Genomic DNA, 13,798 nt, shown 5'->3' with positions numbered 1-13,798 from the left:
CCCGGTCAGGTCCTCGCGGTCTGGCCGGGGGCGTGCGCGCTTTCTGAATGCTCCACGCGGCCGCTGAACAAATAGCCGACGCCGCGCACGGACTTTATCAGTCTGGGTTTCTTCGGTTCGGGTTCGATCTTGTGTCGAAGCCGGGCCACCTGCGCGTCGATTGACCGGTCGAGAGCATCCCAGCGGCGCCCCCGTGTCAGGTCCATCAGGGTATCCCGGTCGAGGACCCGCCCCGGATGGGCCGCGAATGTCACCAGCAAGTCGAAATCGCCGCTCGTCAACGGGATTGGCGCACCATCCGGGGCGGTCAGTTCGCGCCGGCCCAGATCCAGCGACCAGCCATCGAACCGGATCACCTTGCCAGGCTCCCCCATGAGGGTCTCTCCGCGTCCGGGGGAGGGCGTCGCCTGCAGGCGACGCAGCACACTCTTGATGCGCGCCAGTACCTCCCGGAGGTGGAACGGTTTCGCAATGTAATCGTCCGCCCCGACCTCCAGACCCACGATGGTGTCGACCACATCCGCGCGTCCCGTCACCATGATGATGCCGATGCCCGGGCGCGTGCGAATTTCCCGCGCCAGCTCCAAGCCGTCCTCCTGTGGCAGCATGAGATCCAGGAGGACGAGGTCGACTTTTTCGCGGTCGAGACAGCGCCGCATGCAGGAGCCGTTCTCCGCAACGCTGATGCGGAACCCCTCGTCGCTCAGGTAGCTCGTCAGCATTTTCCTGACGCGGGGATCGTCATCCACGACAAGAATATGCGCCTGTTCAGCCATCTCTCGTGTCCCGTCCATTATCTGCACCGGGGAAAGGCGCGGTACGCCTCGACCGAAGCGCCTCATGGCCTGGCCCACTCAGGCGCTGTTACAATTCGTTACAGGTCGCTGACAAATTCGCACGCATGTCGGCAACGACCGTCACACTTGCAAGCTTACTATGTGGGAGGCGGCTCGTGGAGATTGCGAACATGTATTCCTCCAACCTCGTCACCCTCCCTTATCGATCGCCGAACCCGGCTTCCGGCCCACACGCGCCGGGAACGCTCGAAAGCCTGTTCGCCGCGCAGCCTCTGGAGACGTTCGCCGCCGGACAGGCGGTCTTTTGGGAAGGCGATCCTTCGACCCATGCATTCCAGATCGCCGAGGGCTGCTTGCGTGCCTATCGCATCTTACCCGACGGGCGGCGTGCCGTCACGGCCTTCATCTTTGCCGGCGAGGTCCTTGGGGTCTCGTTTCAGGGTCCTTACCTCTACACGGCTCAGGCTGTGACGCCGGTTCGCCTGAGGCGTATCAGTCTGATCCGCCTGCATGAGGCGGAGCGTGAATTGCCGGCACTTGGCAGGCTGCTTCTCACGCGGATCTACGAGGAAATAAGGTCTGCCCACAATCTCATCACGCTCCTGGGTCAACTCAGCGCTGAGGAGCGGGTCGCCAACTTCCTGGTATCGACCGCGCGGCGCACCTCTCAGGACGGCGGCCCCGTCGTGATCGAGCTGCCGATGAGTCGCAGGGACATTGCGGATTATCTCGGGCTGACCATTGAGACGGTCTGTCGGGCGCTTTCGAAATTCAAACGCCGTGGGCTCATCACCCTTGAGGGACGAAACCGCGTAGAGCTGCGCTGCGTGGAGAGCTTGCAGGCTTTGACAGGCGAGGAAGAAGCGCAATCGCCAAACGTCTACAGGATGCGGGCTCCTTCGATCGCGCCGCTGAACTGAACGAAATTCCGCATCTGCCCCCTTCGGGCAGACATGGCGTATGATATGAAGGATCGGATTTTTTGGAACCCGTTTCCCGAAGTCCGATCGAGTTGGATCCTTTCCGCATGCCCCGAGACGAGCCGGTGTCGCCGGATGTCGAAGCTCCCGAAAGGCACCCGATGGCCCAATGGTTTCGGCTGGCCTTCGCGGAAGCGGCCGTCGGCATCGTTCTCGTCGATCCGGCCGGAACGATGAGGCATGCAAACGCGGTGGCCTGCCGTATTCTTGGCTACCCGCCGGGTGAGCTTGAAGGTCGGAACATTCTTGAACTGACGCACCCGGATGACAGGCGCCGCGCTCAGGATCTCGCCTCCCAACTCCTCTCGGGAAATCTGCCCAGCTACCGTGCCGAGAAGCGGTTTCTCCGGAAAGACGGAATTCCGGTGCGGATCCGGGAGATCTCGTCGGTGGCTATCGACGGGTCGATGGGGCGCATCGTCGTGTCCATCATCGAGGACATCGGCCGGACAGGTCGGCACGACGGACGGTCATTGGTCGAGTCGCGCCTGCGGACCATGCTGGAAGCGCTACCGATCGGAGCACTCTTCATCGACGAGCGGGGCCGGGTTGTCGAGGCCAACAGGGCCTTTCTGGAGTTGGTCGGCAGCAGCAGGCGCGACCTCGATTCGGGCCTGATCAGGCCGCCGGATTGGTTGTTGGGGGATGAGCGCGCCATGGCGGAGGCGCGCGCTGCCGGGATCTCGGCACATTCCGACAAGGAGTTTTTCCGCGATGGCGTGCGCGTGCCGGTGAGAACCGCTTTCGCCACGCGCGATGGTGAAAGCTTTGCCGCCTTCGCGCTCGATCTTACGGAGCAGAAATCGGCCGAGGAGGCTTTGCGTGAGCGCGAAGCGCGTCTTCGTTCCATTCTCGATACCGCACCCGAAGCGCTGATCACCATCAGCGAGCGTGGGTTGATACAATCGTTCAGCCGTTCCGCCGAGGTTCTGTTCGGCTACACCGCCGACGAAGTGATCGGAAAGAACGTCAGCATGCTCACGCCCTCGCCCTATCGCGAGGAACATGACGGTTATCTCGAACACTACCTCCGAACGGGCGAAAAGCGGATCATCGGCATCGGTCGCGTGGTGAGCGCCCAGCGTAAGGACGGCAGTGTCTTTCCCATGGAACTCGCGGTCGGCGAGGTGCAGATGGGCAACTATCGTTTGTTCACCGGGTTCATCCGCGACCTCACCGCCACTCACAGGATCGAGCAGGAGCTTCGCCAGGCCCAGAAGATGGAGGCGATCGGCCAGCTCACCGGCGGCGTGGCGCATGATTTCAACAATCTGCTGACGGTGATCCTGGGCAATCTCGAAATGCTCGAGGCGCGCCTGACGGATGCACATCAGCTCGATCTGGTGAGAGAGGCGCGTGAAACCGCCGAGCACGGCGCCCAATTGACCGAGCGGCTCCTCGCCTTCGGCAGGCGGCAGTCCCTCCAGCCGCGACTGACCAATATCGGCGCGCTTTTGGCCGAGATGATGCCGCTCCTGCGGCGCACGCTCGGAGAGGCGATCACCATCAAGGGGAACGCCGACACGGACCTGTGGGCCGCGATGGTCGATCCCAGCCAACTCCAGAATGCCATCCTCAATCTTGCGATCAATGCGCGCGACGCCATGCCGAATGGCGGACAATTGACCATCACGGCGGAGAACGCGGAACTGGGCCCCGATTACGTGCGCCACCATTCCGAAACTCGCATCGGAAAATATGTGCTGATCACCGTCAGCGACAACGGCATCGGTATGGCCCAGGACGTGCTGGCGAGAGCCTTCGAGCCGTTCTTCACCACCAAGGGCGTCGGTGCCGGCAGCGGGCTGGGCCTTCCTATGGTTTACGGTTTTGTGATGCAGTCTAACGGGCATGTCGCCTTGGCGAGCGAACCGGGCGGCGGCACTACCATCCGCATGTATCTGCCGCAGGCGAGCGTTCGACGCGAGAGCGGGGAAGCGAAAAATCCGCAGGGCTTCGATGAGTCATTCAAGGGCATGGGCGAATCCATTCTGCTGGTCGAGGATGATCTGCGGGTCAGGCGCATGACGGCAGCGCGCCTGCGCGATATGGGCTATCGCGTGATCGAGGCCGGCGACGGTCCCGGCGCACTCGCAGCACTCGACGAACATCCCGAAGTCCAACTTCTCTTTACCGACATGGTGATGCCCGGTGGGATGACCGGCGCGGATCTGGCGACCGCCGCCCGCGCCGGCAGACCTCAGCTCAAGGTGCTGCTCACCTCGGGCTACGCCGAACCCGAACTGGTAAAACGTCAAAGAACGAACCGGGCAGGCTGGCTCAAGAAACCCTATACGGCCGTCGAGCTTGGGCGCACGCTGCGGGGGATATTCGATGGCGGGTAGGCTCCGCCCAAAGGTTGTTACGCGTCCGACCGGTGCTCGGGCCAGCGTGCCGGCGTCGTCGTCATCGTGCTCTGCCTCTTCAGGAATTCACCGACAAGCAGCGCCGCCGGATAAAGCACGTGCGTCTTGATGTCAGCATGGCGCTTCAGCATGCCGACCACTCGCTCGATGTCGCTATCCGACCCGTCGGCTGCCGCCTCCGCCAGCTCGTCGAGAGATGCCAGAATCACCCCGTATTCCGAGGACATGGTCGGCAGTTCCTCCTTCAGGCGCATGGTCAGATCGACGAGGTGCACGGCGTCGGTAACTTGATTTCCGGCAGCCAGTTCGGGCAATGCGCCGAGCGGGCGAAGCGTCCATTCCTCATCGCGCTCGAACTGCGCACGCAAAAGATCCGCCACGCGCTTCGCCGCGATGCCTACGCGGCCACCTCTGCGGATGGCTTGCGCAAGTTCACGGTCAAGCTCCTGGTGCTCGAATTTCAGGGGAGCTGGAACGCAGAACATGGTCAGGTCCCTTTTCGGCCAACAGTTTTTGCCGAAACTGCACGGCGCAATACATGACCGAGAAGGGTTATCGTTTGCCCGACCCCCCCGCATTGCGCAAAATCAAACATCGTTTCTCGGAGGTTCGCGGTCGTCGTCGGCGCCCTTTGAGGATGGAATTTATCAGTGAGGACGCGTAGATTGCGGACAGGCGAGTGAGGACCAACCTTGCGGCGGAGTGGCCGCGCGGAGGTGCGTGATGGATACCTCGTTGAAGCAGAACATTCTGTCCATTCTCGACGGTGCGAAGGACATGACCATCGCGACCGTCCGCGATGACGGATTTCCCCAGGCGACGACCGTCAGCTACGCCCATGACGATCTGACCCTCTATTTCGGAACCTCCGCGGTTTCGCAGAAAGCCCGCAACATCGAACGAAGCGACAAGGTCTCTCTTACCGTGAACCTTCCGTATGAAAATTGGGGTGAGATCCGCGGAATATCGGCAGCCGGTCGAGCGATGCGCCTGAAGGATCCGAAGGACATCGAGCTCGCACGCAATCTGCTCTTGAGTAAATTCCCCGCCGGGATCGCCGAATACGTGCCGCCGGACGACCAGGATATCGCTCTGTTCCGGGTAATGCTCGAGGTGATCTCGGCGCTGGATTATCGGCAGGGATTCGGCCACGAGGATGTCGTGACCTTGCTCGAACCGGACCAGAGCGCCGACGCGGTCGAAGAAGCCGATCTCGAATCCTTCCCGGCCAGCGATCCACCGGCGTGGACAAGAACGACCGTGCGCTGATCAACACCGACAATTCGGCTTTTCTCCGTAGCGCAGACTCGGCAAGCTGCGAAAGCTGCTAGTGGGCGATCAGGATTGGAAGCGGCGACGTGGTCAGCATGTCTCGCGTCACACCGCCGATCAGCCACTCGCGGGCGCGGGAATGGCCGTAGCCGCCCATGACGATCAGGTCGGCAGACATGCGCGCCGCGTGATCCAGGATCACCTGAGAGACCTCGTGGCCCTGGCTCGCCGCGACGGTCACCTCGACCCTCGCGCCGCACCGGTCGAGATGTTTGGCGATATCGGCCGCGGGTTCGCTTCTCGCGCCATCGAGCGCGGGATCCGGATCGACCACAAGGATCATGGTCCGGGTAGCCTGAACGAGGATCGGCAAGGATTCCGCCACTGCGCGGGCGGATTCCCGCGTGTCACGCCAGCATAAGAGCACGCGCCGCAGCGCCTCCGGCGGTCGCCGGCCCGGCGGGACGACGAGAATCGCCCGGCCGCTTTCGAACAGCACGGCCTCGAACAGGCGCCGCCATTGCGTGTCGCCATCGTCCTCATAGGGCCGGCTGGTGACGAAAACATCGGCCCAGCGCGCCTCGGTGGCGACCCCGCTGGAAATTTGATCGGCGATATCTTCAACCCGTCGCACTTCATTGGGCACAGAAAGACGGCTGAACCGGTCGGCCAGTTTTCCGGCCACACGAGTCCCAAGCTGCCTCGCCTCCATGTCCATCTGCGCCACGAGATCGGCCGCCACCGCGCCGCCGTCGAATGGCACCAGAGCCGCCATATCGGGCAGCGGGTGTGTGAAGAGTCCGGTGAGATGAGCCTGCGAGATCGACGCTACGGCTTCGCCGTAAAGGAGGCGCTCCTCGTCCTGCGCCGAGCCGTCCAGATGAACCAGAACGTCCTTGATCATGTGAGATCCCCATGCTGTCTGGGCCAGCCTAGCCTTGCGGACGGCTCCGGCCATGAGAATTGTCAAACTGCGCCGTGCGCCCTCAAGCGGGGAGGTCTGCTAGTCCCACGCGACGCGCGGCAGCGCGTCGAGGGGAATTTTGAGATAGCTCCGCCCATTGCTCTCCGGCTCGGGCAATCGTCCGCCACGAATATTCACCTGCAACGCGTGCAGGATGAGTTGCGGCATGGGCAACTCGCTGTCGCGTTTCTCGCGCAAGACGACGAATGCGTCCTCGGTCTTCGCCGACTTGAGATGGGTGTTGTGCTCCCGCTGCTGTCCGACGGTGCTTTCCCAGCGCGCCTCTCTTCCCTCGGGCCTGTAATCGTGACCGGTGAATAGCCGTGTGTCGTCCGGCAGTGCCATGATCCGCATGATGCTGTGCCACAGGACCTTCGCGGACCCGCCGGGGAAATCCGCCCGGGCGGTGCCGCTATCGGGCATGAACAGCGTGTCGTGGATGAAGGCTCCATCGCCTACCAGATAGGCGATGGAGGCGAGCGTGTGGCCAGGCGTAAACATTACCTGCGCGTCCATATTGCCGATCTTGAAACGCTCCCCATCCACAAACAGCTTGTCCCATTGCGAGCCGTCGGTGCGGAAATCTTCGGCGAGATGGTAGATGCCTTTCCACAGCCGCTGGACCTCCACGACCTTCTCGCCGATCGCAGTCGGCGCGCCGGTCTTGTCCTTGAGATATCCCGCCGCCGAGAAATGGTCCGCGTGCGGATGTGTGTCGAGGATCCATTCGAGCACATACCCCTCGCGCTCGATATGGGCCAAAAGCTGGTCGGCGGATTTCGTCGCCACCGCGCCGGATTTCGGGTCGAAATCGAGAACCGGATCGATAATGGCGCATCGCCTGGTTTCGGGGTCGGTCACCACATACTGGATGCTGCCGGTGCGCTTGTCATAGAAACCGGCAACGATCGGACGTCCCTGAAGCGCCGAGGCGGGAGATTCAGACATGAGGAGAACTCCTTTCCAAAATGCCGTTTAGAGACTTGCATTCAGGTCCGGCAGCCCGCGCATTTCGGGCCCGGCCGGGACGAGGCGGAAGAGGGCCATGCCGGCGACCATGGACGCCACGAACAGCGCGACCTGCCATGGCCCCACGGGCAGGATCGTCAAGGCCGGGCCGGGGCAGAGGCCGACGAGCCCCCATCCGATACCGAAAAGCGCCGCCCCTGCGACGAGGCGCGGATCGATGTCACGACGCGTCGGCATTTCCAGACGCGGTGAAAAGACCGGGACGCCACGACGACGGGCCACGAGATATCCCAAGGCCGATACGGCAACGGCGGCGCCCATCACGAAGGCGAGACTGGGGTCCCAGGATCCGAATGCATCGAGAAAGCCGAGGACTTTCGCGGGGTTGACCATCTGCGAGACGATCAATCCCAGACCAAAGATGAGACCGGATGCGAAGGCGGAAAGGATCAACGGCATCACTCAACTCCCCAGGACGTGGCGGGTCAGAAAGACGGTGGCAATCGCGGTCGCCATGAAGACACCGGTGGCGACAAGCGAACGCGGCGACGCGCGCCCGATCCCGCAAACGCCATGGCCGCTCGTGCAGCCCGCGCCCAACCGCGTGCCAAACCCCACCAGAAGACCCGCGAGGACCAGAACCGCTGGGGAAACATCGATGACGAGGGGCGGAATGGCGCCGCCCACGAGGCGGAAGGCGAACGGGGCGATCAGCAATCCGGCGATGAAGCTTATCCGCCAGCCCAAATCCCCGCGGCGGGGCGTGAGCAAACCGCCGACGATCCCGCTGATGCCCGCGATGCGGCCGGTCAACACCAGCAAGAGGGTGGCGCTGGTCCCGATGAGAAGCCCGCCGAGGAGCGCCGAAACAGGAGTGAAGTCAGTCAAGGCAAGCTCCTCAAACGTTCGATTTCATCCGGGTGGACGGGTCCCGGTCGCCGGAAGCCGTTCGACAGAACAGATCGTACAGGGAGGCGAGTAGCAGCTCGATCCTCGGATCCGCAACGCGATACCAGAGAGTCTGACTTTCTCGCCGGAAGGTGACGATGCCCTCCTGGCGCATCCGGGCGAGATGCTGCGACAGGGCCGATTGGGAGAGCCCCACGGCCTCGGCAAGAGACGTCGCGTTGGCCTCGCCCCACTCGACCAGCTTGCACAGGATCATGAGCCGCCGCTCGTTTGCGAGAGCACGCAGGATATCGGCTACCTCTGTCGCCTGTTTCTCAAAGGTCGGGAGATCCATCATCGGCTGCGCTATCATATCAGTCATTTAAGATAAATCTAATTTAGCATTATTTGAATTAACGTCAAGGGTTCGCTCAAAGGCCGGTTCGCGCGTTACGGTCGAACACCGAGCACGCCCCACAAGAGAGAGCCCTTTCGCTCCCGGCGTCTTGATCCTCGTCAATTCGGCGGTCGTAGGTTGGGTCTACATTCCCGTCTGTTGGGAACAGATCGGCGGATACCGAACCGACCGTTCCGCCAGGAGCCTTGAACCATGCAGGCTATGGTCCTTCGCCGGTCGCGAACGCCTCTGATCCTCGAGGAGCGGCCGACGCCGTCGCCACGACCGGGCGAAATCCGCGTGGCGGTCGAAGCCTGCGCGGTGTGCAGGACCGATCTCCACGTCATCGACGGCGACCTGCCTCCGGCCAATCTCCCGGTCATCCCCGGACACGAGATCGTCGGCCGCGTGGATGCGATCGGGGACGGGGTCGGCCGGTGGCGGATCGGGGATCGGGTGGGTATTTCCTGGCTCGGAAAAACCTGCGGCCGCTGCCCCTATTGCAGGGCGAACCGCGAAAACCTGTGCGATGCCCCGTTGTTCACGGGCTACACGCGCGACGGAGGCTTTGCGACACACGCGGTGGCCGATGCCGATTATGTCGTCCCCCTGCCGCATGAGGGCGACCCGGTGGCGCTGGCACCGCTCCTCTGCGCGGGGCTCATCGGCTGGCGGTCGCTTGTTGCCGCGGGCGATGGCGAAACCATCGGCATTTTCGGCTTCGGGGCGGCCGCTCACGTCATCACGCAGGTTTGCGTCTGGCAACGCCGTCGCGTCTTCGCCTTCACGCGTCCGGGAGATCCGGCGGCGCAGGATTTCGCGCGTTCTCTCGGCGCGGTCTGGTCAGGCGGCTCCGAGGAGCGCCCCCCTGAGCAGCTCGATGCCGCCATCATCTTCGCGCCCGTGGGCGACCTCGTGCCGACTGCGCTGCGGGCGGTGAAGAAGGGTGGCCGGGTGGTCTGCGGAGGAATCCATATGAGCGACATTCCGTCCTTTCCGTATCGGCTCTTGTGGGAGGAGCGGCACGTGATGTCGGTGGCTAACCTTACCCGTAAGGACGCGGTTGACTTTCTGTCCGTCGCAAAGCTGGCGAATGTCCGAACCGCAACGACCTGCTACCCGCTCGAGGCCGCCAACGACGCTCTGACGGATCTGCGGGCCGGGCGGATCGACGGGGCGGCCGTTCTCGTTCCGCCGCCGCAACGCCTGCCGCGTGTCGATGTCGCGTCATTTCCCTGACGCGATGAGTCTTCGCGCTTTTTTTCGCACAAACAAGAAAGGAAGATCATGATCGAGAACATCAAGAGCGTTTTGATCGGCACGACCGAAGAGGGTGAGCTCAAAGAGCCTGCCGCCGCGCTCGGATATGGCCTTTCTCTCGCGGCGCAGGCCTCCGCCCACGTGACCGTTCAGGCAGCCTCGCTGAAGCTCGTACTGACCCATGTCTTCGTCAGCGAAATCGGCGCCAGTCTGGTGGCGGCGGAGAACCGGCGGCTCGACGCGCTGGCGAAAGCGGTTGCGGATTCGGCCCGGCAGGCGGCGGCGGATTCAGGCATCTCGTCCAGTGTCGAGACGCCACAACTGGCCTATCCCCAACTCATCGAAAGTTTCACGAGACTGGCGATTTCGCACGACGTGACCGTGCTCGATGCCGAGCCTGTGGCGGTCGCCGTCGATCGAGGCCTGATCGAGGCAGTGCTGTCGCGCAGCGGGCGCCCCCTCATCGTCGTCCCCCCGTCGTTCGAGAAGTTCAAGGCAAACCGCATCGTCGTCGCGTGGGACGGCAGCGGCAAGGCCGCGCGCGCCGTGAACGACGCGTTGCCGCTTCTGCGCGCGGCCGAGACCGTCGAACTCGTGAGCGTGGAGGGCGAGAAGGATCTCGCCGATACCGTGCCGGGTGCCGAGATCGCGCCGCATCTGGTGCGTCACGGCGTCAACGTGAACGTGCTGACGCTTCCCGTCGTCGAGGGCGACGTGGCGACGACACTGCGAAACCACGCGACGCTCACGCACGCGGACATGATCGTCATGGGCGCATTCATGCATTCCCGATTCCGGGAGATGATTCTCGGTGGCGTCACCCAGTCGTTGCTGAAGCGTTGCCCGGTGCCGCTGCTTCTTTCGTACTAAGCAGGTTCAACAAGGGGAGACTATCATGTTCAAGAACATCCTGATTGCCACCGACGGATCGGAGCTGGCGGCGCACGCCATCGATCACGGTGTGAAGCTCGCGAGGGCGCTGGATGCAAAGATCTGCATCCTGACGGTGACGCAGCCGTTCCATGTCTTCGCGATCGAGGCCGAGCAACTGGAGGAGACGCCCACCTCCTTCCGCGCGCATATGAAGAAGCAGGCCGACCGCATTCTTGCGCGAGCCGCTCAGGTCGCCGCGGGCGCGGGGATCGACGCGACGACCATCCATCTCGAGGACGATGCGCCCAACCAGGCGATCGTTCGCGCCGCCGAGAGCCGGCAATGCGACCTGATCGTCATGGCGTCGCACGGGCGCTCGGGCATGTCCGCCATGTTCCTGGGAAGCGAGACTCTGAAAGTGCTCTCCCAATCGACCATTCCGGTGCTCGTCGTGCGTTAGCACCCGATGTGTCGTGCGGATGCGGCGCGACCAGCGCGTCAGCGTTCTATCGATTTCAGGTAGGCAATGAGATCGTTGATCTGCGCCGCATCGAGCTGAAATTCCGGCATGGACGGATGTCCGGTGGTAATTCCTTCTGCCAGCGCCTCGGCCAGATCCTCGACCGGATAGCGCTCATGCAGCGTGCGGAATGGCGGAGCCTCGGAGAGCGGGCTCTCGCCGATCAGGCCGATCGCGTGGCATTGGGAGCAGTTCACGCGCGCGAAGGTGGCGCCGCGCTGCACGCGGCCTTCCTGGGCGGCCGCCGAGGTGAGGAATGAAGCCAGCACGAGGCTGGCAAAAACCATGCGCCGCATCACTTCGTCTCCGCCTTGGCGCGCGGTTCGGCGGGCCGGACGGCTTTCACCTCGAACGTATAGGGTTTCTCGTCCTCGTCCTGGATGGTGACGTACTCGCCCGGCGCGAACCGGTGTTGGTTGAGGCGATAGCCCGATTCTTCGTCGCCTGGCCGATCCTGATTGTAGTCGATCATCCAGGTGGCGCCTCCCGAACCGCCCTGGCGGTGTATCAACACCCCGTTGCGATCCGGTTCGCCGGGCCAGAAGCGCTTGACGCGGCACTGCGCGCGCTTGCTCGCCCATTCTTCGCGATCGAGCATGCCTTTCTCGTCGAGAGGCGCCGTTACCTCGTAGCCATGGCGGATGCTTCCTTCCGGGAACGCCTTGCTGCGCGCCAGATGAAGCGTGATGTGATGAAGCATATTCGCTCTCCTGAAATCGGACGGCGACCGTTGAAGGTCCACCGCTGATCAATGTAAAGACCCGCACCCACGCGACTTTGATTCCGATCAATGCCGGCGCGGCGGAAATGAGCTCGTCACCCCTCCTCATGAAGTGCGCGCCTCAGCCGGCGGATGACGACTTCCTTTGCTTTCCTGTCGGCCGCCTTTTCGATTACCGCATTGAGGTCGAGGATCAGGTCGGAGTAATCGTTGTGCCAATCCCGGTGACCAGTCACCTCGGGTGGCAGGCGGCGCTCGGGCGCTTCCAGAAGACGCGCGACATCCCCGGACAGATCGAAAACATCGTCAAGGTCGGCGATGATCGGTCGATGAGCCCGTGCATCGCCGCCAAGGGAAGCCTGCAGGGCGCTGAGCGCGGGCGCCTCGCCATGGACGAGAAACACGCTCCGTCGCACCGGACGCCGATCCGCGAGCCAGGCTGCCAGTTCCGGCGCGTCAGCGTGGCCTGAATAGAGGTCGAGCGTCCGCATCCGCGCCCGAACCCTGACCTCTTCGCCACGGATGCGCACGCGCGAGACGCCTTCCTGCAGAATGCGCCCCAGCGTTCCCTGCGCCTGATAGCCCACGAACAGGACGGTGGCGTCGTCGCGCCAGAGCCACGCCCTAAGATGATGCCGGATCCGCCCGGCCTCGCACATCCCGCTCGCCGCGATGATGATGTGGAAACTGTGGATGCGGTCGATCGCCTTGCTCTCCTCCACGCTTTGGGTGAAGCGTACCCAGCGGGATCGAAGCGCCCGCACGAGATCGTCGCCGTCGCGCAATTCCCCGGCATGCCGCTGGAAAATATCCGATGCCCGCGAGGCGAGGGGCGAGTCGATGAAAACCGGAATCTCGGGGATCTCGCCTGCCTCCATCAAGGCGCGAAGATCGACCAAAAGCTCCTGCGTTCGCTCCACGGCGAAGGACGGGATCAGCAGCACGCCGCTCGGCTTCTTGCGTGCCTCCCGCACTTCGTCCCGCAACATGCGACGTCGGCTCATGATCGTGACCCCGGCGCGGTCGGTGTCGCCGTAGGTGGATTCGAGGATCACGTAATCGAGGTCGCGCGGACCGTCCGGAGACGGCTGCAGCAGTTTGTGATCAGGCCCCACATCGCCCGAGAAGAGCAGCCGGGTCGGCGCGCCGCCCGTATCGGACGCCACCTCAATCTCGATGGAGGCGGAACCGAGCAGATGACCGGCATTCCAGTAGCGGGCGCGAAAGCCTGGGGCGACGTCCAGCCATTCCCCATAAGGCACTGCGCGGAACTGGGCGAGACTCGCGAGAGCCTCCTCGGCAGTGTAGATCGGAAAGACCGGCGCGCGCCCCCTTTGGGAGTTGCGGCGGTTCAGGTTCTCGACCTCCATTTCCTGGATGTGCCCCGAGTCCGGCAGCATGATCGAGGCGAGGTCGGCGGTCGCCTGCGTGGCGTAGATCGGGCCGTCGAACCCCGCCTTGGTCAATTTCGGGATGAGGCCGCTATGGTCGATATGGGCGTGGGTCAGGCACAGCGCGCTGATGCCCGCGGCTCGAAACGGGAAATGGCGATAATTCAGTTCCCGCTCCGTCTTGGAGCCCTGGAACATGCCGCAATCGACGAGAATCCGGACGGTGCCGGTTTCGAGCATGAAGCAGGAACCGGTGACGGTTCCGGCGGCGCCGTAGAAATGAAGGCGGAGCGGCACGAAAGCACTCCTTCAAGGCTGATCGGGGATGAGCCAAAGTGCCAGACCGACACTTTCGGCCATCGCCGTTCCGAAACGATGACGAAGGATCGCATCTAGGTAG

Annotated in this window: 16 protein-coding genes; 6 read left to right on the top strand and 10 right to left on the bottom strand. The window is 63.3% G+C overall.

All coding sequences use genetic code 11. The features are described 5' to 3' along the window. Positions 1-5 precede the first annotated feature (5 nt). On the bottom strand, positions 6-776 hold the full coding sequence (locus AC1DVM_RS01645; RefSeq protein WP_477251459.1) for a response regulator: 771 nt from the start codon (positions 774-776) through the stop codon (positions 6-8). A gap of 191 nt (positions 777-967) precedes the next feature. Here AC1DVM_RS01645 and AC1DVM_RS01640 point away from each other — a divergent pair, with 191 nt between their 5' ends. Both AC1DVM_RS01640 and AC1DVM_RS01635 read left to right on the top strand, forming a co-directional pair. Then, entirely contained in the window at positions 968-1,717 is a 750-nt protein-coding gene (locus AC1DVM_RS01640) for a helix-turn-helix domain-containing protein (protein WP_477251457.1), read from the top strand. A gap of 107 nt (positions 1,718-1,824) precedes the next feature. Then, the gene (locus AC1DVM_RS01635) at positions 1,825-4,122 is read left to right on the top strand and encodes a PAS domain S-box protein (RefSeq protein WP_477251455.1); all 2,298 of its coding nucleotides are present in this window, start codon (positions 1,825-1,827) and stop codon (positions 4,120-4,122) included. A 17-nt stretch (positions 4,123-4,139) separates the two neighbouring features. Here AC1DVM_RS01635 and AC1DVM_RS01630 read toward each other — a convergent pair whose 3' ends face one another. Next, on the bottom strand, positions 4,140-4,628 hold the full coding sequence (locus AC1DVM_RS01630; RefSeq protein ID WP_477251454.1) for a hemerythrin domain-containing protein: 489 nt from the start codon (positions 4,626-4,628) through the stop codon (positions 4,140-4,142). Positions 4,629-4,866: 238 nt separating this feature from the next. Here AC1DVM_RS01630 and AC1DVM_RS01625 point away from each other — a divergent pair, with 238 nt between their 5' ends. Then, the gene (locus AC1DVM_RS01625; RefSeq protein WP_477251452.1) at positions 4,867-5,412 is read left to right on the top strand and encodes a pyridoxamine 5'-phosphate oxidase family protein; all 546 of its coding nucleotides are present in this window, start codon (positions 4,867-4,869) and stop codon (positions 5,410-5,412) included. Positions 5,413-5,470: 58 nt separating this feature from the next. Here AC1DVM_RS01625 and AC1DVM_RS01620 read toward each other — a convergent pair whose 3' ends face one another. From AC1DVM_RS01620 to AC1DVM_RS01600, 5 genes are all read right to left on the bottom strand, one after another. Then, entirely contained in the window at positions 5,471-6,319 is an 849-nt protein-coding gene (locus AC1DVM_RS01620) for a universal stress protein (RefSeq protein ID WP_477251450.1), read from the bottom strand. Between the two features lie 99 nt (positions 6,320-6,418). Beyond that, on the bottom strand, positions 6,419-7,327 hold the full coding sequence (locus AC1DVM_RS01615) for an MBL fold metallo-hydrolase (RefSeq protein WP_477251448.1): 909 nt from the start codon (positions 7,325-7,327) through the stop codon (positions 6,419-6,421). A 27-nt stretch (positions 7,328-7,354) separates the two neighbouring features. Beyond that, positions 7,355-7,807 (bottom strand): DUF6691 family protein, encoded by a 453-nt coding sequence (locus AC1DVM_RS01610; protein ID WP_477251446.1) that lies wholly within the window; start codon positions 7,805-7,807, stop codon positions 7,355-7,357. Between the two features lie 3 nt (positions 7,808-7,810). After that, positions 7,811-8,236: a YeeE/YedE family protein gene (locus tag AC1DVM_RS01605; protein WP_477251445.1), complete on the bottom strand. Its 426-nt coding sequence runs from the start codon at positions 8,234-8,236 to the stop codon at positions 7,811-7,813. 10 nt (positions 8,237-8,246) lie between these two features. Further along, on the bottom strand, positions 8,247-8,618 hold the full coding sequence (locus AC1DVM_RS01600; RefSeq protein WP_477251444.1) for an ArsR/SmtB family transcription factor: 372 nt from the start codon (positions 8,616-8,618) through the stop codon (positions 8,247-8,249). Positions 8,619-8,846: 228 nt separating this feature from the next. On the opposite strand from AC1DVM_RS01600, the gene AC1DVM_RS01595 reads away from it, so the two are divergent. Genes AC1DVM_RS01595 through AC1DVM_RS01585 form a run of 3 tightly spaced genes read left to right on the top strand, consistent with a single transcriptional unit; the run spans position 8,847 to position 11,226 of the window. After that, positions 8,847-9,872 (top strand): zinc-dependent alcohol dehydrogenase family protein, encoded by a 1,026-nt coding sequence (locus AC1DVM_RS01595; protein ID WP_477251442.1) that lies wholly within the window; start codon positions 8,847-8,849, stop codon positions 9,870-9,872. Positions 9,873-9,920: 48 nt separating this feature from the next. Continuing rightward, the gene (locus AC1DVM_RS01590) at positions 9,921-10,763 is read left to right on the top strand and encodes a universal stress protein (RefSeq protein WP_477251441.1); all 843 of its coding nucleotides are present in this window, start codon (positions 9,921-9,923) and stop codon (positions 10,761-10,763) included. 25 nt (positions 10,764-10,788) lie between these two features. After that, the gene (locus AC1DVM_RS01585; protein WP_477251440.1) at positions 10,789-11,226 is read left to right on the top strand and encodes a universal stress protein; all 438 of its coding nucleotides are present in this window, start codon (positions 10,789-10,791) and stop codon (positions 11,224-11,226) included. 38 nt (positions 11,227-11,264) lie between these two features. On the opposite strand, the gene AC1DVM_RS01580 is transcribed toward AC1DVM_RS01585, so the two are convergent. From AC1DVM_RS01580 to AC1DVM_RS01570, 3 genes are all read right to left on the bottom strand, one after another. Beyond that, positions 11,265-11,573 carry a c-type cytochrome gene (locus AC1DVM_RS01580; RefSeq protein ID WP_477251570.1) on the bottom strand — a complete coding sequence of 103 codons (309 nt, stop codon included), beginning with the start codon at positions 11,571-11,573 and terminating at the stop codon, positions 11,265-11,267. An 8-nt stretch (positions 11,574-11,581) separates the two neighbouring features. After that, positions 11,582-11,986: a hypothetical protein gene (locus AC1DVM_RS01575; RefSeq protein ID WP_477251438.1), complete on the bottom strand. Its 405-nt coding sequence runs from the start codon at positions 11,984-11,986 to the stop codon at positions 11,582-11,584. A gap of 116 nt (positions 11,987-12,102) precedes the next feature. Continuing rightward, positions 12,103-13,695 (bottom strand): MBL fold metallo-hydrolase RNA specificity domain-containing protein, encoded by a 1,593-nt coding sequence (locus AC1DVM_RS01570; protein ID WP_477251436.1) that lies wholly within the window; start codon positions 13,693-13,695, stop codon positions 12,103-12,105. Positions 13,696-13,798: the final 103 nt, after the last annotated feature.

The organism is Microvirga sp. P4_A5 (genome assembly GCF_056402495.1).
This window is presented reverse-complemented; position numbering and strand designations above follow the sequence as displayed.

Excerpts from the sequence above, each read along its gene's own strand:
- AC1DVM_RS01645 (WP_477251459.1), bottom strand. The coding sequence starts at position 776 with ATGGCTGAACAGGCGCATATTCTTGTCGTGGATGACGATCCCCGCGTC.
- AC1DVM_RS01640 (WP_477251457.1), top strand. The coding sequence starts at position 968 with ATGTATTCCTCCAACCTCGTCACCCTCCCTTATCGATCGCCGAACCCG.
- AC1DVM_RS01635 (WP_477251455.1), top strand. The coding sequence starts at position 1,825 with ATGCCCCGAGACGAGCCGGTGTCGCCGGATGTCGAAGCTCCCGAAAGG.
- AC1DVM_RS01630 (WP_477251454.1), bottom strand. The coding sequence starts at position 4,628 with ATGTTCTGCGTTCCAGCTCCCCTGAAATTCGAGCACCAGGAGCTTGAC.
- AC1DVM_RS01625 (WP_477251452.1), top strand. The coding sequence starts at position 4,867 with ATGGATACCTCGTTGAAGCAGAACATTCTGTCCATTCTCGACGGTGCG.
- AC1DVM_RS01620 (WP_477251450.1), bottom strand. The coding sequence starts at position 6,319 with ATGATCAAGGACGTTCTGGTTCATCTGGACGGCTCGGCGCAGGACGAG.
- AC1DVM_RS01615 (WP_477251448.1), bottom strand. The coding sequence starts at position 7,327 with ATGTCTGAATCTCCCGCCTCGGCGCTTCAGGGACGTCCGATCGTTGCC.
- AC1DVM_RS01610 (WP_477251446.1), bottom strand. The coding sequence starts at position 7,807 with ATGCCGTTGATCCTTTCCGCCTTCGCATCCGGTCTCATCTTTGGTCTG.
- AC1DVM_RS01600 (WP_477251444.1), bottom strand. The coding sequence starts at position 8,618 with ATGACTGATATGATAGCGCAGCCGATGATGGATCTCCCGACCTTTGAG.
- AC1DVM_RS01595 (WP_477251442.1), top strand. The coding sequence starts at position 8,847 with ATGCAGGCTATGGTCCTTCGCCGGTCGCGAACGCCTCTGATCCTCGAG.
- AC1DVM_RS01590 (WP_477251441.1), top strand. The coding sequence starts at position 9,921 with ATGATCGAGAACATCAAGAGCGTTTTGATCGGCACGACCGAAGAGGGT.
- AC1DVM_RS01585 (WP_477251440.1), top strand. The coding sequence starts at position 10,789 with ATGTTCAAGAACATCCTGATTGCCACCGACGGATCGGAGCTGGCGGCG.
- AC1DVM_RS01580 (WP_477251570.1), bottom strand. The coding sequence starts at position 11,573 with ATGGTTTTTGCCAGCCTCGTGCTGGCTTCATTCCTCACCTCGGCGGCC.
- AC1DVM_RS01575 (WP_477251438.1), bottom strand. The coding sequence starts at position 11,986 with ATGCTTCATCACATCACGCTTCATCTGGCGCGCAGCAAGGCGTTCCCG.